This window comes from Bacillus sp. AL-1R, assembly GCF_052180195.1.
GTDB lineage: Bacteria > Bacillota > Bacilli > Bacillales > Bacillaceae_G > Gottfriedia.
This window is the reverse complement of the sequence record NZ_CP197469.1, coordinates 3,401,702-3,423,394: the sequence shown is the minus strand read 5'-3', so window position 1 is coordinate 3,423,394 and position 21,693 is coordinate 3,401,702. Positions and strand designations below refer to the sequence as shown.

21 protein-coding genes, 2 tRNA genes and 1 riboswitch are annotated in these 21,693 nt (G+C 32.4%); of the genes, 20 read left to right on the top strand and 3 right to left on the bottom strand.

Annotation, left to right across the window (positions count from 1 at the left end):
* The first annotated feature begins 349 nt into the window (after positions 1-349).
* The 5 genes from ACSBO6_RS16440 to ACSBO6_RS16420 all read left to right on the top strand — a co-directional run bounded on the left by ACSBO6_RS16440 (position 350) and on the right by ACSBO6_RS16420 (position 6,443).
* The gene (locus ACSBO6_RS16440; RefSeq protein WP_098843850.1) at positions 350-1,057 is read left to right on the top strand and encodes a hypothetical protein; all 708 of its coding nucleotides are present in this window, start codon (positions 350-352) and stop codon (positions 1,055-1,057) included.
* Between the two features lie 141 nt (positions 1,058-1,198).
* Positions 1,199-1,672, top strand: coding sequence for an acyl-CoA thioesterase (locus tag ACSBO6_RS16435; RefSeq protein ID WP_098843849.1), 474 nt, complete (start codon positions 1,199-1,201; stop codon positions 1,670-1,672).
* A 405-nt stretch (positions 1,673-2,077) separates the two neighbouring features.
* Positions 2,078-3,994: a threonine--tRNA ligase gene (thrS, locus tag ACSBO6_RS16430; RefSeq protein WP_098843848.1), complete on the top strand. Its 1,917-nt coding sequence runs from the start codon at positions 2,078-2,080 to the stop codon at positions 3,992-3,994.
* A gap of 247 nt (positions 3,995-4,241) precedes the next feature.
* The gene (locus ACSBO6_RS16425; RefSeq protein WP_498843689.1) at positions 4,242-5,912 is read left to right on the top strand and encodes a DUF2339 domain-containing protein; all 1,671 of its coding nucleotides are present in this window, start codon (positions 4,242-4,244) and stop codon (positions 5,910-5,912) included.
* A 24-nt stretch (positions 5,913-5,936) separates the two neighbouring features.
* Entirely contained in the window at positions 5,937-6,443 is a 507-nt protein-coding gene (locus ACSBO6_RS16420) for a GNAT family N-acetyltransferase (protein WP_098843846.1), read from the top strand.
* 483 nt (positions 6,444-6,926) lie between these two features.
* Here ACSBO6_RS16420 and hmpA read toward each other — a convergent pair whose 3' ends face one another.
* On the bottom strand, positions 6,927-8,171 hold the full coding sequence (gene hmpA / locus ACSBO6_RS16415) for an NO-inducible flavohemoprotein (protein WP_498843688.1): 1,245 nt from the start codon (positions 8,169-8,171) through the stop codon (positions 6,927-6,929).
* Positions 8,172-8,357: 186 nt separating this feature from the next.
* Between hmpA and ACSBO6_RS16410 the strand changes: the two genes are divergently transcribed.
* Positions 8,358-8,795: an RrF2 family transcriptional regulator gene (locus ACSBO6_RS16410; RefSeq protein WP_098843844.1), complete on the top strand. Its 438-nt coding sequence runs from the start codon at positions 8,358-8,360 to the stop codon at positions 8,793-8,795.
* A 70-nt stretch (positions 8,796-8,865) separates the two neighbouring features.
* On the opposite strand, the gene racE is transcribed toward ACSBO6_RS16410, so the two are convergent.
* A complete protein-coding gene (racE, locus tag ACSBO6_RS16405; protein WP_098843843.1) occupies positions 8,866-9,657 on the bottom strand; it encodes a glutamate racemase in 792 nt (263 codons plus the stop codon).
* A 229-nt stretch (positions 9,658-9,886) separates the two neighbouring features.
* Positions 9,887-9,996: riboswitch (TPP riboswitch) on the top strand.
* Between the two features lie 87 nt (positions 9,997-10,083).
* Between racE and ACSBO6_RS16400 the strand changes: the two genes are divergently transcribed.
* The 5 genes from ACSBO6_RS16400 to ACSBO6_RS16380 are packed head-to-tail and all read left to right on the top strand — an operon-like array spanning position 10,084 to position 13,646.
* A complete protein-coding gene (locus ACSBO6_RS16400; protein WP_098843842.1) occupies positions 10,084-11,076 on the top strand; it encodes an ABC transporter substrate-binding protein in 993 nt (330 codons plus the stop codon).
* A gap of 12 nt (positions 11,077-11,088) precedes the next feature.
* Positions 11,089-11,379, top strand: coding sequence for a thiamine-binding protein (locus tag ACSBO6_RS16395; protein ID WP_098843841.1), 291 nt, complete (start codon positions 11,089-11,091; stop codon positions 11,377-11,379).
* The gene (locus ACSBO6_RS16390; RefSeq protein ID WP_098843840.1) at positions 11,379-12,146 is read left to right on the top strand and encodes an ABC transporter permease; all 768 of its coding nucleotides are present in this window, start codon (positions 11,379-11,381) and stop codon (positions 12,144-12,146) included. Before ACSBO6_RS16395 ends, ACSBO6_RS16390 begins: the two co-directional genes overlap by 1 nt.
* Complete coding sequence (locus ACSBO6_RS16385) at positions 12,143-12,874, top strand: ABC transporter ATP-binding protein (RefSeq protein WP_498843687.1); 732 nt, start codon at positions 12,143-12,145, stop codon at positions 12,872-12,874. The genes ACSBO6_RS16390 and ACSBO6_RS16385 overlap by 4 nt, the downstream gene beginning before the upstream one ends.
* A gap of 4 nt (positions 12,875-12,878) precedes the next feature.
* Complete coding sequence (locus ACSBO6_RS16380) at positions 12,879-13,646, top strand: TatD family hydrolase (protein ID WP_098843838.1); 768 nt, start codon at positions 12,879-12,881, stop codon at positions 13,644-13,646.
* A 296-nt stretch (positions 13,647-13,942) separates the two neighbouring features.
* Here the strand turns inward: ACSBO6_RS16380 and ACSBO6_RS16375 are convergent, their stop codons facing one another.
* A complete protein-coding gene (locus ACSBO6_RS16375) occupies positions 13,943-14,167 on the bottom strand; it encodes a helix-turn-helix domain-containing protein (protein ID WP_056472461.1) in 225 nt (74 codons plus the stop codon).
* A gap of 200 nt (positions 14,168-14,367) precedes the next feature.
* Here ACSBO6_RS16375 and ACSBO6_RS16370 point away from each other — a divergent pair, with 200 nt between their 5' ends.
* From ACSBO6_RS16370 to tig, 9 genes are all read left to right on the top strand, one after another.
* Positions 14,368-15,411 (top strand): GerMN domain-containing protein, encoded by a 1,044-nt coding sequence (locus ACSBO6_RS16370; RefSeq protein ID WP_098843837.1) that lies wholly within the window; start codon positions 14,368-14,370, stop codon positions 15,409-15,411.
* Positions 15,412-15,568: 157 nt separating this feature from the next.
* Positions 15,569-16,309 (top strand): ribonuclease PH, encoded by a 741-nt coding sequence (rph, locus tag ACSBO6_RS16365; protein ID WP_098843836.1) that lies wholly within the window; start codon positions 15,569-15,571, stop codon positions 16,307-16,309.
* Positions 16,310-16,333: 24 nt separating this feature from the next.
* Entirely contained in the window at positions 16,334-16,954 is a 621-nt protein-coding gene (locus ACSBO6_RS16360; RefSeq protein WP_098843835.1) for an XTP/dITP diphosphatase, read from the top strand.
* Complete coding sequence (locus ACSBO6_RS16355; protein WP_098843834.1) at positions 16,954-17,460, top strand: metallophosphoesterase family protein; 507 nt, start codon at positions 16,954-16,956, stop codon at positions 17,458-17,460. Before ACSBO6_RS16360 ends, ACSBO6_RS16355 begins: the two co-directional genes overlap by 1 nt.
* Positions 17,461-17,707: 247 nt before the next feature.
* A tRNA-Gly gene (locus ACSBO6_RS16350) sits at positions 17,708-17,781 on the top strand.
* Positions 17,782-17,784: 3 nt separating this feature from the next.
* Positions 17,785-17,858 (top strand) — tRNA-Arg (locus tag ACSBO6_RS16345).
* A 204-nt stretch (positions 17,859-18,062) separates the two neighbouring features.
* Positions 18,063-18,620, top strand: a complete 558-nt coding sequence (locus ACSBO6_RS16340) for a DUF4240 domain-containing protein (protein WP_098843833.1) — start codon at positions 18,063-18,065, stop codon at positions 18,618-18,620.
* Between the two features lie 137 nt (positions 18,621-18,757).
* On the top strand, positions 18,758-19,741 hold the full coding sequence (locus tag ACSBO6_RS16335; RefSeq protein ID WP_098843832.1) for a hypothetical protein: 984 nt from the start codon (positions 18,758-18,760) through the stop codon (positions 19,739-19,741).
* Positions 19,742-20,160: 419 nt separating this feature from the next.
* A complete protein-coding gene (tig, locus tag ACSBO6_RS16330) occupies positions 20,161-21,441 on the top strand; it encodes a trigger factor (protein WP_098843831.1) in 1,281 nt (426 codons plus the stop codon).
* The last annotated feature ends 252 nt before the right edge of the window (positions 21,442-21,693 follow it).

Sequence of the window (21,693 nt, the reverse complement as noted above, 5' to 3'; positions counted from 1 at the left end):
TTTTCATAAAGAATTTGATTGGAACGTAAGGTTGCCAGGCTCCTATGGGAGATGCGGGAAGGCTGAGACCCCACAGGCGCACGCCGAGGAGACTATAGAATCTCGCCCCATGGAAAGCGAGCAACCTGTAGTGGAAATCAACGAGACACTTCTTACCTATCAATGATCCTCCTACAATTTAATTGACAAATTCTTTTTTCAACAGCGTGAAAAAGTATGTTCCCGGGACATGCTTTTTTTATATTTTTAAACAAACATCTTCTAATAAACTCCACTTTAAAATCATATCAATAGTAAAGGCGGATTCGGAATCGAACAACTCACTGCTTTCGGACGGAGGTTGACTAGAATGCAACAGTTTGAAGTCACATTTGAAACGAAATGCTACGAAAAAGATTGGGCAATACTTTTAAAGACAGATCGGATCGAAAAAATGATTGAATATAATCAATTTCAATTTAAAGAAAGAATTTTATATATTAATAACGTACAAGATGTAAAGGAAGTTAGTCGTCATGCAGATAAGCTTGTCGATAGAGATGTATTATCCTCATATGTAATAGTTGATGATTTTTCAAAAGAAGCTCTAAATTACTTTGAAATCACTAAGGAAAGCTTCAAAGGTGGCTATTACTATTCAATCTCAGAACTTGTAAGTATTTATCTTTGTAATACAGATTACTTACTTCATTTTTCAAGTGATTCTATTTTAGAGAAACCTTTTAATTGGATTGATTTATCGATACAAAAACTACAAAATGATGAAAAAATCAAAGTAGCAAATCCAATCTGGAATAGAAAAATTTTTGAGGCAAAACAAGAATCAATAGATGAAGACGAAAACTTTTATATTGGCTATGGATTTTCAGATCAATGTTACTTAATTAAGACAGATGATTTTAAAAATAAGATATATAATGAAAAAAATCCTATATCAGAAAGATACCCAATATATGGGGGAGAGCTTTTTGAAAAACGTGTAGATGCTTGGATGCGAAACAACCATTTTAAAAGAATCACATTCAAACATGGGAATTATATTCATCAAAACTATTAAATGGTTAGTATAGTTTTTATGACCTAACCGAATTAGGGAAAAGTAAGTAGAGTAGATAGAAAGCCCCCCTCAATAAATGAATGGTTATTCATTCTCTAGTAGAATTAATGATATAATAAAGCTAGTAAGGGGGCAAATTCGATGGGAAAAATGAATTATGTATCTAATATAGAGGAGTGGCAATCTGAGTTTTCTTTTAAGATTACAGTTAAAGTTCGATTTAGTGAAACGGACATGTTTGGTCATATGAATAATACAGTTCCATTCGTTTATTTTGAGGAAGCACGTATTGAGTATTTAAAACATTTAGGGTTTATGCAAGAATGGACGGCAAATCATAGTGAATTTATTCCAGTTGTTGCCGATTTACAATGTGATTACTTACGACAAGTATTTTTTAATGAAATAATTGATGTGTACGTAAAAATTGCAAAAGTAGGAAATTCATCAATTGATATACACTATATGGGGATTAATCCTCAAAATGAAATTTGCTTTACCGGTCGAAATTCTTTAGTTAATATAAATCGTCAAACAGGGCGAAGTGAACAATGGAAAAATGAGTGGAAAGAAAAATTATTAAATGAAACAAAGAATTCAGTTGTGAATGTTTAAAACAAGTAATGTTGTCACATACTGAATAAAGATTGAATAGAATGATAAACAATTAAATTAATCTTAAGATGAGTACTTGAAGAATTCAATGACATTCTATATAATACTTTTATAAGAATAAGGAAAAGCAAAGATCAAGGACACGAGCGTTCAAGACGATAGTAAGAGAGGAATTCATTTGGTGCGAGAATTCTCTATACGTTGAATGACTTACCACCTTGTAGCTATAGTGGGGAACGTAATTTTTTACAAGTATCTACTATCGGTGTAGACCGTTAAAACGTTGAGATTTTGTATACTTATTTTTGTGTACATTAAATTAGGGTGGAACCACGAGCACATTCGTCCCTACGAGTGTGCTCTTTTTTTATTGTCAAAATTAATTTGAAAAAGGAGTGAACTTAAATGATTTCAATTAAATTACCAGATGGATCAATTCGCGAGGTGGAACAAAATACAACAGTTGAAGATTTCGCGGGTTCAATCTCCATTAGCTTAAAGAAAAAAGCGCTTGGTGGAAAAATTAATGGTAAATTAGTGGATTTAAATACACCTATTACTGAAGATTGTGAAGTTCAAATAATTACTCAAGATGATCAAGAAGGCTTAGAAATGATGCGTCATAGTTCAGCTCATATTTTAGCTCAAGCAGTAAAACGTCTTTATAAAGGCGAAAAAGCTGCATTTGGAGTTGGACCTGTAACTGCAGATGGTTTTTATTATGATATTGATCTTCCTGTTTCAATTAAAGTAGAAGACCTACCGAAAATTGAAAAAGAAATGGAAAAAATTATTAAAGAAAACTTACCGATTACTCGTTCAGAGGTTAGTCGTGAAGAGGCAATTAAATTCTTCACTGAACTAGACGATGAGTTTAAATTAGAATTAATTCGTGATTTACCAGAAGATGCAGTTATTTCAATGTATAATCAAGGTGAATTCGTAGACCTTTGCCGTGGTCCACATGTTCCAACAACTGGACGTGTAAAAGCGATTAAATTATTATCAGTTGCTGGTGCTTATTGGAGAGGCGATGCAAATAATAAAATGCTTCAACGAGTTTATGGTACTGCGTTCCCAAGTAAGAAAGAATTAGAAGAGCATTTACACTTATTAGAAGAAGCTAAAAAACGTGATCACCGTAAATTAGGTAAAGAGCTTGAATTATTCATGTTCTCTGAAGAAGCACCTGGTATGCCATTCTTCTTACCAAAAGGTACTATTATCCGTAATGAATTAGAACAATATGAGCGTGGATTACAAACTTCAAAAGATTATAAAGAAGTTCGTACACCATTTATTATGAATCAAAGATTATGGGAGCAGTCAGGTCACTGGCATCACTACCATGAAAACATGTACTTTACTGAGGTTGATGAAACTAAATTCGCATTAAAACCGATGAACTGCCCAGGGCATATGTTAGTTTATAAAAATAAATTACATTCATACCGTGATCTACCAGTTCGTATGTGTGAAAATGGTCAAGTTCACCGTCATGAATATTCTGGTGCTTTAAATGGAATGATGCGTGTACGTACTTTTACTCAAGATGATGCACATATCTTCTGTCGTCCAGACCAAATTGAAGGCGAAATTATCGAAGTAATTAACTTAATTAAAGAAATTTACGGCGTATTCGGATTCACTTACAAAGTAGAATTATCAACTCGTCCAGAAGATTCAATGGGTTCAGAAGAGTTATGGAACTCAGCAGAGCAGGCGTTAGAAAATGTTCTGAAATCTGAGAACTTAGACTTTAAATTAAACCCAGGTGATGGAGCATTCTATGGTCCGAAAATCGATTTCCATATTCAAGATGCACTAAAACGTAGCTGGCAATGTGCTACAATTCAATTAGATTTCCAAATGCCTGAGAAATTTGATTTAACTTATGTTAATGAAGATAATCAAAAAGAACGTCCAGTTGTTATCCACCGTGCAATTTACGGTTCAATTGACCGTTTCTTAGGAATTTTAACTGAGCATTTTGCTGGAGCATTCCCATTATGGTTAGCACCGGTTCAAGTAGCGGTATTACCAATTTCAAGTGTTCACAATGAATATGCACAAAAGCTTGCTGAACAATTAAAAGCTGCAGGAATCCGTGTTGAAGCTGATTTACGTGGTGAAAAAATTGGATATAAAATCCGTGAAGCTCAACTTCAAAAATTACCTTATATGTTAGTAGTTGGTGATCAAGAAGTTGAAAATAATACTGTAGCTATTCGTAAACGTGGCGAAGGTGACATTGGTACTCAACCATTCGATAGCTTCTTAGAAATGATTAAACAACAAAATTTAGAAAAAGTTCTATTTTAATTTGAAAAATCCTCCATTTTTAATATGGAGGATTTTTTTATTTGACCGATATAATTAGAAATGATTGTTTTCCAGTAGAGCTGATTGCCTTTATTTACCGGGAAATATGACGAAATTTGAAAAAAACATACTTCATTAACAGTTAATATATAGGATAAATCTCAGGAAATATCGAACTTATATGAAGGATGTCTTTTCAGTTATTTAGTCTTAATAATCTACATAGGTATGTTAAGAGGTGATGTAGTTGGATAATCAGAATCAAGATCTTCAAAAAAAGGTAGAAAAGCTTGAAGAAGAAGTGAGAGAGATGAAGAAAAAAATTGAATTTCTCTTAATCACAAAGGAAACTTCAGACGAAATTAAACAAATAAATCAACCTAAAGTAAATAAACCTAAACCACAAAAAACAGTTAGTAGACAGGTAAAAGTAACAGTAGAAACTGAAAAGGTTGACTATGAAGCGCTTATTTTTCAAAAGTGGTTACCTAGATTTTTTATATTTATTTTCATTCTTGGAGTAATGTGGGGGTTTAAAGCGGCATCAGATTATGGGGTTTTAAACAAATATGCAAAAGTAGGGATTGGATTTGTTATAGCAATCGCTTTATTCTGGTACGGTAATCGTCAAATGAAAGCTAATCGATCAACACTCGGCCAATCATTAATTGGTGGCGTGTTACCTGTATTATTTTTAACTACATTTGCTATGCATCATTTATATCATATGGTCGGGTCAACAGTTGCATTTTCCTTTCTAATTGTTTGGGTATGTATTGGTTTTTATTCTATGAATAGATATAAATCAGAAGTTATTGGATTAATAAGTATAATAGGGGCTGTTTTTGTACCATTTCTAGTTAAAAGTGATTCGCCAAACTATTTATTTTTTTCAATCTATGAAACCGTAATTTACTTATGCTTTATATTTTATGCGACATTTAAGAAATATAAATTCATCTATCTTTCGTCTGCAATATTATTACATTTATCTTATTTAATTGTTGCTGTAGTTAATTTTAATACGAATGGAATTGAGTATTTCGCATTAAGTATTATCGTTCAACATATTAGTTTGCTAGCTATATTGATAAAATCTAAGTTTACTATTAAAAAACAAGTATTAATTCTTCACACTAGTTTTATTTTAACTATTGGGTGGATCTTTAGTGCATTTGAAGATCAGACTAGAACATTGATTTTAATCTTTTTATGTGTAGGCTATTTATTCCTTACTTTTTATTATAAAAAGAAATCGGATTTTTTCTTTGGATTTTCGACGAATTTTATATTAGCTCTTTCATTCTTATGTTTGGACAGTGTTTCAGTAAAATTACTCTGTACTGTATTAATCATTCAAGCAGTATCAAGTTATATATTTTATTTAAGATATCGAGATGTACTCAAATTAATTATAGCTGCCCTTACATTCATTCCTGTAGGGATATCCATTTTATCGGTTGGAATCGATTCTTTTTGGTCTGTTGAAACATTGAATTGGCTAGTGTTAATTATAGCTCTAATTGTCATTACAATTTTGGCTTATAAAAAAGAAGACGAAAAACAATTTATTTTATTAAGCAGTTCTTTATTAATTACGGTAATATTGATTGCTTTTATTACACAAATTGTTCAAATTCTTGCAGTAAATCTATCTGATAATATGATTCGATTATTAATTAATATAAGTTGGATCTTGCTTTCAATTGTAGCTATGATACTTGGTAATATGAAAAAGTTTAAAGTATGGACTTATACTGGGATAGGTTTATTATTACTGACGCTAGGAAAACTTGTATTAATAGATTTACCAAATATTACATTAATGGTTAGAGCTGGTTTATTTATACTACTTGGCTTGATTGGATTAGTTATTTCTAGAATATTTTTTAAGGGAAGTAATAGTCAAAAACAATAAAATTTAGTATACAGGAGTATTTTAATGCTAATCACTGAAACTAAAAACTTACTATTAATGACGTTTACTAAAGAAGCGATGGTTTCTGTTTTAAGTGGATGTAAAGAATTGGAGTTTGAAAATCAATTTTATCCATTCGCTAATGGGTGGCCAATTCAAGTATATAAAAATCTTTTCCCATATAAGATTTCTCGTTTTCAAACGCATCCTTCTGAAGAAAAATATGAAGGGATTATCATTCATAAAAAAGATCGAGTAATTATTGGTGATATGGGATTTAAAGGTGGTCCTGATGAAACTGGGATTATGGAATTAGGCTATAGCATTGCACCTAGTTATCAAGGAAAAGGTTATGCAACTGAAATGGGTAAGGCTTTTTGTGAGTGGGGTTTGCAGCAAAATCATGTGAAAAGAATATCTGCTATTTGTTCCATTTATAACCATGCTTCTATTAGAGTTTTAGAGAAAATTGGCATGATAAAAGTAAAAGAAGAAATTGAAAAGTATTATTGGATAATAGATAAAAAATAAATTAAGATTTTCAATTAATAGAATGATCAATTCTTTTAAAAGAAGGTGGGCTTATTCTTACAACAAGAAATACACCGATCATCTTTATGGTCATAACTAAACGTGAATTTGGTCGATTTTTTTTGTACGATCTAATGATAAGCGGCTTAGTATATGGTTCACTAAAAAAATACTACTCAAGCGATCTAATCGCAATTTTTGGTAGCTTCACAATACCGACAGTTTTAAAAAGAATGGCTATATTATTGGAGCAGAAATAAAAAGGATGCTCGATTAAGAGCATCCTTTCAGTGTGTCGACAAAGTACAAAAAATCTGATTTTCAGACTGATTGCAAGCGCTTGTCTTTCGAGGCGCGAAGCCTGGTGAGGAGCGGAGTTACCCTAGACGGTAATGAGCACCGCAGACAGGCGAAGTAACGAAGAAAGCGAGCGTTTTCGGGCAGTCTGAAAGGATGCTCGATTAAGAGCATCCTTTCTAAATATTAACCTTGATGTACAGTGTTTTTAGGTTCAGTGTCTAAATTCATTGCTGGTCCGAAGAATTCGTAATGAATTTGTGTATCTTTAATTCCTAATTCTTTTAAGTTTGTTATAATCGCTTTTAAAAATGGTACTGGTCCACATACGTAATAATCTGCATTGTCAGATTTAACATTGTTATTTAACCATTCTGCATCAATATAACCTTGCTTTTTAAAGTTATTATTTTGAAGATCTTCCTTAGAAGGGTTTTCATAAACAAATGATAAATTGTAATTTGTTAATTGCTCTTTTAATTGGTTTAATTCATTTGCAAATGCTTGTAATTTACCGTTTCTTGAAGCGCTTATGAAGCTAACTTTACGATTTGGCTGATTACTTGCAATTGTCTTAGCCATACTGATTAATGGTGTAATTCCAACACCACCGCTTAAGAAAACAACATCTGAATCAATGGCAGTATTTAAAGTAAATTCACCTGCTGGAGCAGTAATCTCTAATGTATCACCAACGTTTACTTGATTGTGTAGGAAGTTTGAGAATTTACCTAGTGGTTGATTTTCTTCAGCTTCTTTTTTAACTGAAATTCTAAAGTGATTTTTACCTGGTGCATCAGATAAACTATACTGTCTGTTTGATAAATATTCTTCACCAGGAATTTGTGAACGAACAGTAATGTATTGACCAGGTAAAAAAGTAGGAACTGATGAACCATCTTTAGGAGCTAAGTAGAATGATGTTATTACATCGCTTTCTTTAACTTTTTCAATGACTTTAAATTCTTTAAAATCAGTCCAACCGCCTTCTTGAGAAGAAGCTTCTTCATACATTTCTTTTTCAATATCGATAAATACTTGAGCAATAATTCCATATGCTTCTGCCCAAGCACCTAGTATTTCATCAGTTGCAGCATCACCAAGTACTTCTTTAATTGCCCCTAGTAAATGTTGCCCTACGATTGGATAGTGCTCTGGTTTAACTTCAAGACTGCGGTGTTTATGCGCGATTTGCTTTACTACCGGAATAATTGTTGCTAGTTTATCAATATTCTGTGCTGCAGCTAAAACAGTATTTGCAAGAGCGGTTTGTTGTCTACCTTGTTGTTGATTTGTATGATTAAATACATTTAATAGTTCAGGATGATTAGTAAATAAATTTTTATAGAATACTTTAGTAATTTCTGTACCTTTTACTTCTAAGACAGGAACTGTTGACTTAATAATATCAGTTGTTTTTTGAGATAGCATGAAAAATCCCCCTAATCACGTTTTAAAGTAGTATTGTAAATACATCTTTATCTTAGACCTAGAATTAATTTAAAGCAATATACGAAATACATCTTTTTTGGTTTTTTTCGCAAAAAGACATAAAAGTTTAAAAAATGTTCACAATTATGCTATGATAAATCATAAATAAGACAGTGAGGACAAGTTATGCGTTTAACAACTTATTCGGATTACTCTCTTCGTGTACTAATATTTCTAAGCTCAGAGCCACGTGAAAAATTAGTTAATATTAAGGACATCGCTGAAGCGTATGATATTTCTAAAAACCATTTAATGAAAATAATTTATAATTTAGGTAAGATGGGCTATATTGAGACTATACGTGGTAGAAACGGTGGAATTCGTTTAGCTAAATTGCCAACAGAAATAAATATCGGTGAAATAATTCGTAAAACTGAAGAGGACTTTAATATTGTAGAATGTTTTGAACATGGCAATACTTGTGTTATTACACCTGTTTGTTCTTTAAAACATATATTCAACAATGCATTAGAACAATTTTTAAAAGTTTTAGATCAATATACACTAGATGATATCGTAAAGAACAATGCGATGCTTAAAGATTACTTTTCAAGTAAAGAATAAATTTTAAAACACAAAAACCAACAAAGATGTACTTTGTTGGTTTTCTTCATTTTATATGTTCTATAGACTTTTATAGTTTAATATACTTTACGTTTTCCAGTGGTTCTTGGAATAAAGATGAAGCTATTTTACGAAAAATCGTAGGATCCCCAGTTGTAAAAAATTCATGTGAAGTGATTTCAGAGTTAGATAAAATATTTTGTTGATCAAGTATTGCACTTACTTCTAAAGCTGTTTCATCGCCCGAACTGATCAGTTGGACGGATGGTCCCATCACTTTTTGAATGATTGGACCGAGTAATGGGTAATGCGTGCAACCAAGTATTAAAGTATCAATATTTGAATCGATAAGTGGTGCAAGGGTGTGTTTAACAATCTCAAATATTTCAGGTTTATTGTAATCCCCATTTTCAACAATTCCAGCAAACTCTGGGCATGCCAATCCTTCGATTAGTACTTTATCATTAATCCGCTTTAGTGCAGAATGATATGCTTTACTATTAATGGTAGCATTCGTTCCAATGACACCGATTCGATCATTTTGTGTTAATTTTATTGCTGCTCTGGCTCCTGGGCGGACAACACCAATGACTGGTATTTGAAGTTTCTCTCGCATTTCATTTAAGACTACTGATGTTGCTGTATTACAGGCGATGACTAACATTTTTATATCTTTCTCCATTAGAAAATTAGTCATTTCCCAAGTGAATTCTCTAATTTCTGTATATGGTCGTGATCCGTATGGACATCTTGCTGTATCGCCTAAGTATAAAATGTCCTCTTTAGGTAATTGTCTTATAATTTGTTTGGCAACTGTTAAGCCTCCAACACCTGAGTCAATGACCCCGATTGGTTTATTCAAAAAATCCCCTCATTTTACAAAAAATTTGTTGATGTAGTATATTCTTTATTCATTTAAGATTTTACTATAAGAAATGATATTTTTGTTTATCATTCTCTTTTAATAAATATTAAAATTTCATAGTTTCATTGCGCTTATTAACAGAGTATTAAAACATTTAAACACTAGTTAAAAATAATTCGTAAATACAATCATTATCTGTTATATTAATGAGGAAAGTTTATATATGAGAAAAATGTGGAGGGGCCAGTGTTGCTGGCTGAGATAGCATCCTTAAGATGTTGACTCTTAGAACCTGATCTGGGTGATGCCAGCGTAGGGAACAGTATCTCTTTTTAGATATGTTTTTTACAGCGCATTTACGTCCGGGTTCGTACCCGGACGTTTTCTTTTTTTATAAACAAAAACCAAAAGGGGATATAGATAATGAAAAAACTAGTAGTATTTTTAGTGGCTATTTGTTTAATGTTAACTGGATGTGCTCAAGACAAAACTGCCACTAATAAAAAGACAAAGCAATTAAAAAAGGTGACTGTCGTACTAGACTGGACGCCAAATACAAATCATACGGGGCTTTTTGTTGCTAAGGAAAAAGGTTACTTTAAGGAACAAGGGCTTGATGTAGATATTATCAGCCCGGGAGAAACAGGGGCAGATCAATTGGTGGCATCTGGTAAAGCGGATTTTGGCGTTTCTTATCAGGAGTCAATTACACAAGCGCGAGTTCAAAATGTACCAATTGTATCAATTGCAGCAATTATTCAACATAATACTTCTGGATTTGCATCACCAGTGAATAAAGAAATTAAGTCTCCAAAAGATTTCGTTGGAAAAACATATGGTGGATGGGGTTCACCTGTTGAAAAGGCAATTTTAAAATCGCTTATGGCAGAAGAAAATGCGAATGTTAATAAGTTGAATATTGTGAATATGGGTGATGCTGATTTCTTTACTGCAGTAAAAAGAGATATCGATTTTGCTTGGATTTATCAAGGATGGACAGGGATTGAAGCAGAACTTCGCGGTGAAAAATTAAACATGATCTATTTAACTGATTATAGTAAAAAACTTGATTACTATACGCCAGTTTTAGCTACTAACGAAAAAATGATTAGTAAAAACCCTAAAACAGTAAAAGCGTTTGTGGCTGCAGCATCAAAAGGATATAATTTTGCGATCGATAACCCTAAAGAAGCCGCTTCGATTTTAATAAAGGATAATCCAGATTTAGATAAAAAATTAGTGGAAAAAAGCCAAGAATGGTTAGCATCTAAATATAAAGATGATGCAGACCGATGGGGTGAGCAAAAGTTATCAGTTTGGAAAAACTATGCAGATTTCTTAGCTGAAAATAAATTGTTAGAAGGAAACTTTAAGCCAAAAGAAGCATTTACGAATGATTTCTTACCAGCGAAATAAGGAGGAGCAAAAATGCAAACTACTTTAATGAGTGTCCAAATTATACCGAAAACAAATAATATTGAGGATGTTATTCCAGCAGTGGATGAAGCAATTAAAATTATTGATGAGTCAGGTGTAAAATATCAAGTTCAACCATTGGAAACAACTATGGAAGGTGACTTGAATCAATTGTTAATGGTTGTTCAAAAAATGAATGAAAGAATGATTGAAATAGGTTGCCACAATGTTATTACTCAAATGAAAATACTTTATCAACCAAAAGGTATTACGATGGATGTGTTAACGGAGAAGTATCGTTAATGAAATCTAAACATATAAAAGGATGGCAACCAATTGTTGTCATCCTGCTTTTTTTAATTTGTTGGCAGCTAAGTATTAAAGTTTGGAAAATTGAATCTTGGTTATTGCCAGGACCAATCGCAATCTTTAAAGAAGGAATGAAATCAACTAGTTCATTACTTCCTCATATTTCTTCTACAATTCAATTAACGATTATTGGTTTGTTAATTGGTAGTTTATTAGGATTTTTAATAGCATTTCTATTGCATTTAATCCCAGGCGTTAGGGAAGCTTTTTACCCATTATTAATTCTTTCTCAAAATGTACCAATTATTGTATTGGCACCGCTATTAATTATTTGGTTTGGGTTTGGTGTATTACCTAAATTAATTATTATTTCTCTTGTTTGTTTTTTCCCAGTTACAGTTTCAGCATTGGATGGTTTTAGACAAACACCAAGTGAATTAATAAATTATATGAAAATGGCAGGGGCAACCAAATCACAAATTTTTTGGAAAGTTGAGTTGCCTTTTTCTTTACCTTCGATTTTTTCTGGCTTAAAGATTTCAGCGACATATAGTGTAATGGGGGCAGTTATTTCAGAATGGCTAGGAGCGAAATCTGGAATTGGAGTGTATATGACTTTAGCTTCATCTTCATTTAGAACAGATCGAGTATTTGTTTCAATTTTTATTATTATGTTTTTAAGTATGCTTTTCTTCTTCCTAATAGTCGTAATTGAACGAGTTACTGTTAAATGGAAAGTTAAAGGGGAGAATCGAAAATGACATTACAAGTGGAACAATTATCAAAAAGTTATAGTAGTCATCAAGTGTTAGATAATATTTCCCTTTATGTAAATGAGGGGGAATTTGTATCAATTTTAGGTCCATCTGGTAGTGGGAAGAGTACGTTGTTTCACCTTATAGGCGGTTTACTAAAACCCGATTCTGGTGAAGTTAAGCTAAATGGGTCAATCATAAATGGAGAACTTGGCCATATTAGTTTTATGCCACAGGATCATTCATTACTACCTTGGAGAACAGTCTTAAAAAATATTGTTTTATCACAAGAGTTAAAACATAAACCCGATGAAAAATTAGCAAGAGACTGGCTTAAAAGAACTGGTTTAGAAAACTATGAGAATGCTTACCCGCATGAATTATCTGGTGGTATGAAACAAAGAGTTTCATTTTTAAGGTCATTACTAGCACCGCAGTCGTTTATGTGCATGGATGAGCCATTTTCGGCATTAGATGAATTTACTAGACTAGACATGCAACAATGGCTCATATCAATTTGGGAAGAGCAACGAAGATCAATTTTATTAGTTACGCATAATATTGATGAAGCGTTGTTAATGTCTGATCGAATCTATATATTTTCTGATAAACCCGCCAAAATAAAAGAAGAAATTATTGTGCCATTTCCAAGGCCACGCAAAAAAGAATTATTACTAAGTGACGAATTTACGGAATATAAAAGAAAAATCTATTTGGCTTTAGAGAAGGAGTAATACGATGAAAATGATAGATGCTCATATTCATTTAGATTCTTATGATACTAGTCAAAGAGAAGAAATATTATCTAATTTAGAAAGACATGAAATCGAAGCAATTATTTCTGTTTCAATGGATTTAAAATCTAGTAAAGAAAATTTAGCGTTAAAAAAACAAAATAATCGTGTACATCCAGCATTTGGATTTCATCCTGAACAACGAATTCCTTCTGATGAGGAAGTTGATAAATTAATTGAATGGATTATGATTCATAAGGATGAAATGGTCGCAATCGGAGAAGTTGGATTACCATATTATAAGAATTTAGAAGAACAGATTGATTACGCCCCTTATATTCAATTACTAGAAAAATTTATCTCACTTGCAAAAGAGTTAAATAAACCAATCATATTACATGCAGTGTATGAGGACGCTGAAACTGTATGTAATCTATTAGAAAAATATATTATTAAAAAAGCTCATTTTCATTGGTTTAAAGGGGATGATCATACAATTAAACGGATGATAAAAAATGAGTATTTTATCTCAATCACACCAGATGTTTTATATGAAAATGAGATTCAAGACCTAGTAAAAAAGTATCCTTTAGAATTAATGATGGTAGAAACAGATGGTCCTTGGCCATTTGAAGGGCCTTTTGCGAATGAATTTACACATCCTAAATTTATGCATCATTCAGTTGCAAAGATCGCTGAGTTAAAAGACATAGATTTATCAGTAGCATATAAAACTTTATATGAAAATACTAAGAAGTTTTATAGTATTTGAAATAAGAAAATCGTTTTCTAACTGGAAACGATTTTCTTTTTGTTTTTTTATAGGTAAAAAAGTTCTAAAATAAAATCCCCCTATAGCAGAGAATCTATCTTAATTTACAGATAGGCTTTTTTATCTACTATAAGCAGGATATAAAGTAAAACTTTCAAAATTTAGATAATCAGATTCTTTTACAGGCAAGAAAATAGAGAAATGTAAATCTTTAGTTTCAATGTAAATACTATAACCGGCATGTCGTTTAGAATGCCGGCAGTATGTTGGTTTGTAGAAGTATTTCTACAAAATAACTACAATTCAAGCTCTCCCATACGAAGAAGCTCTATAACTGCTTGTGATCGCCCCTTAACCCCAAGCTTCTGCATTGCATTTGAAATATGATTTCTCACAGTTTTTTCACTTATAAAAAGCTCTTCAGCAATTTCTCTTGTAGTCTTATCTTGAACAAGAAGCTCGAATACTTCTTTTTCACGCTTTGTGAGTGTGTGCTTTGTTTGATAGTCTCTATCCTTCAACTGTGCTAACCCTCCTTGCTTGACCGAGCTGTTCTTCGGATGGGTATTCATTTAGTCTTTTTATCATATGAAAGATAGGTCTTTTAGGTGAATATTTCCAGTAAATTTAGAGCTAGATTTAAATTATTTATTTTTTTCTATTTAGCTTGTTCTAAAAAATGTACAGGCTCGTATAAATAGTAAAAAAGCGTGGGGGGAGTATGTTGATGAAAAAAAGATTGTTAGTAACAGCGGCAGCGGTATGTGGAATCGCAACTTTGAGTGGATGTAGTTTGGTCCCAACGAAATCTTCAACTGATATTGATCCACCTAAAACTGTAGTTTATAAAAGTGATCAACCTTCAAAAGAAGTAGCAAAGAAGGAAGAAACGGTAAAAAGGGAATTATATTTACTTGACCGTAATGGTTATGTTGTACCACAAACCTTCCAATTACCTAAATCTACCAGCCTAGCTAAACAAGCGTTAGAATACTTAGTAAAAGATGGTCCTGTTACAGACGAATTACCGAATGGTTTCCAAGCAGTTTTACCTCCAAATACAGAAGTTCTAGGTGTTCAAACTCAAAAGGATGGTACAATCATTGCTGATTTTTCACCAGAATTTAAACAATATCGTGCTGAAGATGAATTAAAAGTATTTCAAGCTGTTACTTGGACGTTAACTCAATTTGAAAATGTGACAAAGGTGAAAATTCGAGTAAACGGAAAAGAACTAGCATCGATGCCAGCAAATAAGGCTCAAATTGGTGATGGGTTAACAAGAGATGATGGAATAAACTTTGATAAAGGTGATATTGTAGATATTATGAACTCCAGACCAGTTACCCTATATTATGTATCTCAAGGGGAAATGGGAGACACTTATTATGTACCTGTAACGACTAGGATTTCAAATGCTGAAACAGATCCATATACAGCAATTGTAAATGAACTTGTAAAAGGTCCTTCTGAATATTCAAATTTAGTTTCCGATTTTGGAAGTGATACGAAACTAGTTAGCCAACCTGTATTCAAAGGCGGTAAGCTAGTCCTTAATTTTAACGATGGTATCTATGGAAATATTGCCAAAAATATGATTAATAATGATGTATTACAGCCATTAGTTCTTTCTTTAACTGAGCAAAAAGGTGTGAAGTCCATTGAAATTCAAATCAATGGTAAATTAACTGCGATCGACCAGCAAGGCAAGCCTTTAAGCCAACCAGTTTCTAGACCTAAGGATGTAAATACGAAAAAATTGTAAGCCTTTGTTATGTAAAGATCCTATTAACCTTGTACAAAAATTGTGAGGATTTTTGTACAAGGTTTTTAATTTTATCTTTAAATTTACTCAATAAGTAGAAATGAAATCACATTTTTGTCTATACTAGTATTTGGAAGATTTTGTAGGAGGAACAATCATGACAAGAACAGATGGAAGATTAAATAATGAACTTAGACCTATCGAGATTATTACTCACTATACAAAACATGCAGAAGGTTCTGTGCTAATAAGTATTGGTGATACTAAGGTAATTTGTAATGCAACAGTTGAAGACCGTGTACCACCATTTTTAAGAAATAGTGGAAAAGGTTGGATTTCTGCTGAATATTCTATGTTACCTAGAGCTACTCAAGAGCGTACAATACGTGAATCATCTAAAGGTAAAGTAACTGGTCGAACAATGGAAATTCAACGATTAATTGGAAGAGCGTTAAGAGCAGTTGTCGATTTAGAAGCACTTGGCGAAAAGACAATTTGGATCGATTGTGATGTCATCCAAGCAGATGGAGGAACACGAACAACTTCAATTACTGGTGCATTTGTTGCAATGATGCTCGCTTTTGATAAATTAGTTAAAATGGATAAATTGAAATCATATCCTGTAAAAGATTATTTAGCAGCAACTTCAGTTGGTATTTTAGAAGACCTTGGACCGGTTCTAGATTTATATTATGTAGAAGATTCGGCTGCAAGTGTTGATATGAATATTATTATGACTGGAAAAGGACAGTTTGTTGAACTTCAAGGAACTGGTGAAGAATCAACTTTTTCAAGAGAAGAATTAAATGAGTTATTATCTTTGGGTGAATTAGGCATTAAATCTCTAATTGAAAAACAAAAAGAAGTGTTATTACAAGAAGGTATTAAATTTCAATAATCATTTCGAGGAGAAACTTTAAGGATGGAAACAATCATTATTGCGACAAATAATCAAGGCAAAGTGAAGGATTTTGAAGTGCTTTTTAACCCAATGGGATTTCAAGTTAAATCTTTAAAAGACTTTCCTGAAATTCAAGAAATTGAAGAAACAGGAACTACATTTGAAGAAAATGCGATCTTAAAAGCTGAGTATTTAGCGAGTGAGTTAAATGCACCAGTCATTGCAGATGACTCTGGTTTAATAGTGGATGCACTTGAAGGTAGACCAGGTGTTTATTCTGCTCGATATGCTGGATTACATAAAAGTGACGAAGATAATATGCAAAAAGTTTTAAGTGAATTAGAAGGCGTTTTTCCTGGCGAAAGAACTGCGCGATTTTATTGTGCATTAGCTTTAGCAGTTCCAGGTAAAGAAACGATTACTGTTCATGGTACAGTTGAAGGGTATATTGCTAACGAAAAACGAGGAACAAACGGTTTTGGCTACGATCCGATTTTCTTTTTGCCAGAATTGGATAAAACGATGGCTGAATTAACAAAAGATGAAAAAGGTGGCTTGAGTCATCGCGCAAATGCAATCAAATCATTAATGAATGTAATCAATAAAGAAGATAAAGACTTATTATTTAAAGGTTCAAATTAATGAAAGTACTAATCGTAAGTGATAGTCATGGATTGACAAAACCATTGCAAGAAATCGCCGATCGATATCGTGACAGAGTAGATCTAATGATCCATTGTGGGGATTCGGAATTAGAAGTTAATGCTAAGGAACTAGAGGGTTATCATGTTGTAAGAGGAAATTGTGATTTCAGGGGAGAATTCCCTGAGGAATTTATTCACCGTGGGAATGAATATACTATCTTTGCAACACATGGTCATTTACATGGAATAAAACAGTCATTACAAAAGCTGTATTATCGTTGTAAAGAAGTTGGTGCTACAATTGCTTGCTTCGGCCATTCACATGTATTAGGAGCAGAATTAATTGATGGCGTGCTTTTTATTAATCCTGGCAGCATTTTACTACCGAGAATGCGAAAAGAAAAGACTTATGCAATTCTTGAAACAATTGAAAATAAAGCTAGTGTTACTTTCTATCATACAGATGGAACAAAGCTTTTAACATCTACATTTGAATTATCATGAATAAAAGGTGGTTAGTAGCTCTTATGACGCTACTAACCATATATAGAAACAAAATAATTCGGAGTAATAAAAGCTTGAAAACCCTAATAAACTAAGGTAATTATACAACTTTAAAATTTTTTCCTTTATTTTGGAAAAAAAGTTTTAAAATAGTGTTGACTTTATTTTGCATAGTGACTATAATAAATTATGTCGACAGGGTGATGTCGCCAAGAAATAAAAAAAGAATCAAGAAAATGAAAAATATGCGGGTGTAGTTTAATGGTAAAATAGAAGCCTTCCAAGCTTCGGTCGTGGGTTCGATTCCCATCACCCGCTCCATATGTCCTGGTAGCTCAGCAGGATAGAGCAACGGCCTTCTAAGCCGTCGGTCGGGGGTTCGAATCCCTCTCAGGACGTCCAAAAGACACTTGTTTTACTTAATGTAAAATAAGTGTCTTTTTTTGTATTTTAATGAAATGACCTAAGAAATAAAATGATGAAATACGTTTACTATATAAATTAGTACATATTCCGATTCTTAAATAGAAAACTTTGATCATCATAAAATTTATACTAGTTATGTTATTCTAAAATATAAATAAAAAAGTGGAGTGATATAAATGAACGAAAAAGAATTTTGGAGCCTAATATCTAAAATGCATATTGTTGAAGAACCATATGAATGGGTAATCAATCATTTAGCTAAACAATCTGATGATGAGATAGCTAGTTTTGAAATTCAATTTGAAACTTTATTTTCCAAAGCATATACCGCAAATCTTTTAGGAGCTGCATGGATCATTATGGACGGCTGTTCGGAGGATTCGTTTGCCCATTTTAGGGCTTGGTTAATCGGTCAAGGAGAACAAGTTTACAAGAAAACATTAAATGACCCTGATTATTTAGCTGAATACATTTTTCCTATTTATGAAGAAGAAGGACTTACGCCAGAATTAGAAGATATGTTAGATTTGGCTTTACAAGCATATTCAATCAAGCGTAAAGGCGATGATGATTGGGATGATCAATTGTGGAATGAGTTCAATTCACTGATCGAAAACAAAGGTTACGAATATCCTCAACAACAATTAACAATTGATTGGAAATCAAAAGACGAATTAAAAGCTAAATTTCCAAAGTTATGGAAAAGATTTGGCAATAAACCATTAGGGTACTAAAAATAGCCAAATGCAGTGTTATCATAAAAACGATTCAACTATACTCGTATCATTAATATTTTAAATAATTTTAATTCATGATACACTTTTTCATAATTAGTTTGTGCAGGAAATAACAAATGTTAGGGGAGAGTAACATGGATGACAATATTGTCTTTTTTCCTAAACTGAAGGATCGGATCATAAATTTAGGTAAAAAAGCATTAGAAGAAAAAAACTTTAGTAAAGCTTTAATGTTATGTAATCAATTAAAAGAAATGAATGAGCATAACTCTCAAACAGAGCTTGCTGCAGTCGCGTGTCTATTAGAAGGAAATCGGGCTAGGGAAGCTAAGGAAAGATGTGAGTATTTAGTTTTCGGTCCATTTGAGAGTGATGAAGCAATTGAAGTATACATAAGCATTTTATTCCAATTAAAAGAATATGAAGAAATACAAAAAAATATAAAAAGACTACTCGCTCAAAAACGGATTGATGAAAATCAATTGAATAAGTTTCAGGCAATGCTCTCATTATCAAATAAAGTAATTTCAGATCGTGAAGGCATTAAGGGTGAAGTTGTTAATTTACATAAGATCGTTGGAAATTCTGTGCCGATTGATAAGCAGCTTGAATTAATTAATGAATTAAGGGGAATAGATTGTAACTTAGTTATCGACCAAATTAGCGAAATTTTAAAAAGTCCAAAAGCAAATCCGTTAATTCAAAGTTTTATTTTGTTTATTCTACAGGAACAATCAATCGAGAAAGATTTTGAACTGAACAAAGTCAACCAACGAATGATTTGGAATACATCAGTTTCAGTCGAAGAACATAAAAATTTTGTAGATGCTATATTAAAAAAATTAAGTGACGTATTAGAAAGTGAAGATCCTTCAGCTTTCGAAATCGCAAAAACGCATTTCCAACATTTTATGACAATTTACTTCCCGTTTATCCCAATGCCAGCGGATCGAAATATTTGGGCAGCCTGTTTCTATTGCATCGTCCAACAATTTTTTGATCGCAGTGTAGATGAAGAGGAAATAAAAGATATATTTAATGTAGAATATTTTCCTGTAAAAAGTGCAATTGCTTTAGTGAAGCGCTTTGAAGATGAAGGATATTTTAATATAAAATAATATGAAATTGTTGGAAAAAACATAGATGATCCAATCGGGCTTCTATGTTTTTTTCGTTAAAAGAATTAAAAATGTTGGAGATGGGGGAGTCATTTTTATAGTAGATGTAAGAAGACCAAGCATTCGTATAGGTAAACGTGACTAGGTATCCCTCGAAAAGAGTAGTCATCAAAAATGAAGATCAGTTTTCTAAGTAGTAGTAGAAACGATTTCCGTTCCCAATTAAAAAATCCTAATATTTTCTCCTTATAAAAATAGGAAATATTGAAACAAAAAAGGAATGTGTTATAATAGAATGGTTGTAACGACTATTTACTTAATTATACATGAATTTTCTATATGAAATATGGACAGGCATGTATAGTACGAAAATACGTAAACACATATATTTTTTTAGATAATTTTGGAGGGAACTAACAATGACTGCTAAATGGGAAAAATTAGAAGCTAACGTTGGTCTATTAACTGTAGAAGTTGAAGCTTCTGAAGTAGATAAAGGTTTAGATGCAGCTTTCAAAAAAGTTGTAAAAACTATCAATGTACCGGGATTCCGTAAAGGTAAATTACCTCGCCCAATTTTCGAACAAAAATTTGGCGTTGAAGCACTTTACAATGATGCTTTAGATGTAATCTTACCAGAAGCTTACAGCAAAGCGATCGAAGAAGTTGGTATTGAGCCAGTTGACCGTCCAGAAGTTGACGTTGAGCAAATGGAAAAAGGTAAAACTTTAATCTTCAAAGCAAAAGTTACTGTAAAACCTGAAGTAAAATTAGGCGAATACAAAGGCTTAGAAGTTGAAGAAATGGATGCAACTGTAACTGACGAAGACGTACAAGCTGAATTAACTAAATTACAAGAGCGTCAAGCTGAGTTAGTAGTTAAAGAAGATGGTACTGTTGAAAACGGTGATACAGCTGTTATTGATTTCGAAGGTTTCGTTGATGGCGTAGCTTTCGAAGGTGGAAAAGGTGAAAACTACCCATTAGAAATCGGTTCAGGTTCTTTCATTCCTGGATTTGAAGAAGCTTTAATCGGTGCTAAATCTGGAGTAGAAACAGATGTAAATGTAACATTCCCTGAAGAATACCACAGTGCTGAATTAGCTGGAAAAGCTGCTACTTTCAAAGTAACTGTTCATGAAATCAAAGCTAAAGAACTTCCTGAGTTAAACGACGAGTTTGCTAAAGATGTAAATGACGAAGTAGAAACTTTAGAAGAACTTAAAGCAAAAATCAAAAATGACTTAGTTGAATCTAAAAAATCTCAAGCTGAAGGTAGCTTACGTGATGCTTTAGTTCAAAAAGCAGCTGAAAATGCTGAAATTGAAATCCCAGAAGTAATGTTCGAAAGCCAAGTTGACCGTATGGTTAAAGACTTTGAACAACGTATTGCACAACAAGGATTAAACTTAGAGCTTTACTACCAATTCACTGGTACTAAAGAAGAAGATCTTCGTGCTCAAATGCGTCAAGATGCTGAAGCTCGTGTAAGAATCGACTTAACAATCGATGCGATCATCGAAGCTGAAAAAATTGAGGCAACTGAAGAAGAAATGAACGAAGAATTAGCTCGTTTATCTGAAATGTACAATATTCCTTCTGAGCAATTAGTAACAATGCTAGGTGGAACTGACGCTGTACGTGACGATATTCAAATCCGTAAAGCTGTTGAGTTATTAGTAGATAGCAGAAAAAAATAAGCGTTAAATAAACATATATTCACTTAAAACAAGGCGCGAGATTTTTCGTGCCTTGTTTTTAAATAAAGAAATATTTGGTAAAGTGAACTGTTTCCTTTAAAATACACATATACATATGTTAGAATCTGTTATACAGATTTTAAAAAATTATTGTGGCTATACTAAAAATAATTCTTCAAAAGAAGGATTATTGACTTTAGATTAGAATATATATATTCTAAAAATTTAAACAATTTTAGAGTAGTAATTAAT

Excerpts from the sequence above, each read along its gene's own strand:
- ACSBO6_RS16420 (WP_098843846.1), top strand. The coding sequence starts at position 5,937 with ATGCTAATCACTGAAACTAAAAACTTACTATTAATGACGTTTACTAAA.
- ACSBO6_RS16440 (WP_098843850.1), top strand. The coding sequence starts at position 350 with ATGCAACAGTTTGAAGTCACATTTGAAACGAAATGCTACGAAAAAGAT.
- ACSBO6_RS16340 (WP_098843833.1), top strand. The coding sequence starts at position 18,063 with ATGAACGAAAAAGAATTTTGGAGCCTAATATCTAAAATGCATATTGTT.
- rph (WP_098843836.1), top strand. The coding sequence starts at position 15,569 with ATGACAAGAACAGATGGAAGATTAAATAATGAACTTAGACCTATCGAG.
- ACSBO6_RS16395 (WP_098843841.1), top strand. The coding sequence starts at position 11,089 with ATGCAAACTACTTTAATGAGTGTCCAAATTATACCGAAAACAAATAAT.
- ACSBO6_RS16410 (WP_098843844.1), top strand. The coding sequence starts at position 8,358 with ATGCGTTTAACAACTTATTCGGATTACTCTCTTCGTGTACTAATATTT.
- ACSBO6_RS16435 (WP_098843849.1), top strand. The coding sequence starts at position 1,199 with ATGGGAAAAATGAATTATGTATCTAATATAGAGGAGTGGCAATCTGAG.
- ACSBO6_RS16400 (WP_098843842.1), top strand. The coding sequence starts at position 10,084 with ATGAAAAAACTAGTAGTATTTTTAGTGGCTATTTGTTTAATGTTAACT.
- ACSBO6_RS16380 (WP_098843838.1), top strand. The coding sequence starts at position 12,879 with ATGAAAATGATAGATGCTCATATTCATTTAGATTCTTATGATACTAGT.
- ACSBO6_RS16370 (WP_098843837.1), top strand. The coding sequence starts at position 14,368 with ATGTTGATGAAAAAAAGATTGTTAGTAACAGCGGCAGCGGTATGTGGA.
- ACSBO6_RS16360 (WP_098843835.1), top strand. The coding sequence starts at position 16,334 with ATGGAAACAATCATTATTGCGACAAATAATCAAGGCAAAGTGAAGGAT.
- thrS (WP_098843848.1), top strand. The coding sequence starts at position 2,078 with ATGATTTCAATTAAATTACCAGATGGATCAATTCGCGAGGTGGAACAA.
- hmpA (WP_498843688.1), bottom strand. The coding sequence starts at position 8,171 with ATGCTATCTCAAAAAACAACTGATATTATTAAGTCAACAGTTCCTGTC.
- ACSBO6_RS16355 (WP_098843834.1), top strand. The coding sequence starts at position 16,954 with ATGAAAGTACTAATCGTAAGTGATAGTCATGGATTGACAAAACCATTG.
- ACSBO6_RS16385 (WP_498843687.1), top strand. The coding sequence starts at position 12,143 with ATGACATTACAAGTGGAACAATTATCAAAAAGTTATAGTAGTCATCAA.
- ACSBO6_RS16335 (WP_098843832.1), top strand. The coding sequence starts at position 18,758 with ATGGATGACAATATTGTCTTTTTTCCTAAACTGAAGGATCGGATCATA.
- tig (WP_098843831.1), top strand. The coding sequence starts at position 20,161 with ATGACTGCTAAATGGGAAAAATTAGAAGCTAACGTTGGTCTATTAACT.
- ACSBO6_RS16390 (WP_098843840.1), top strand. The coding sequence starts at position 11,379 with ATGAAATCTAAACATATAAAAGGATGGCAACCAATTGTTGTCATCCTG.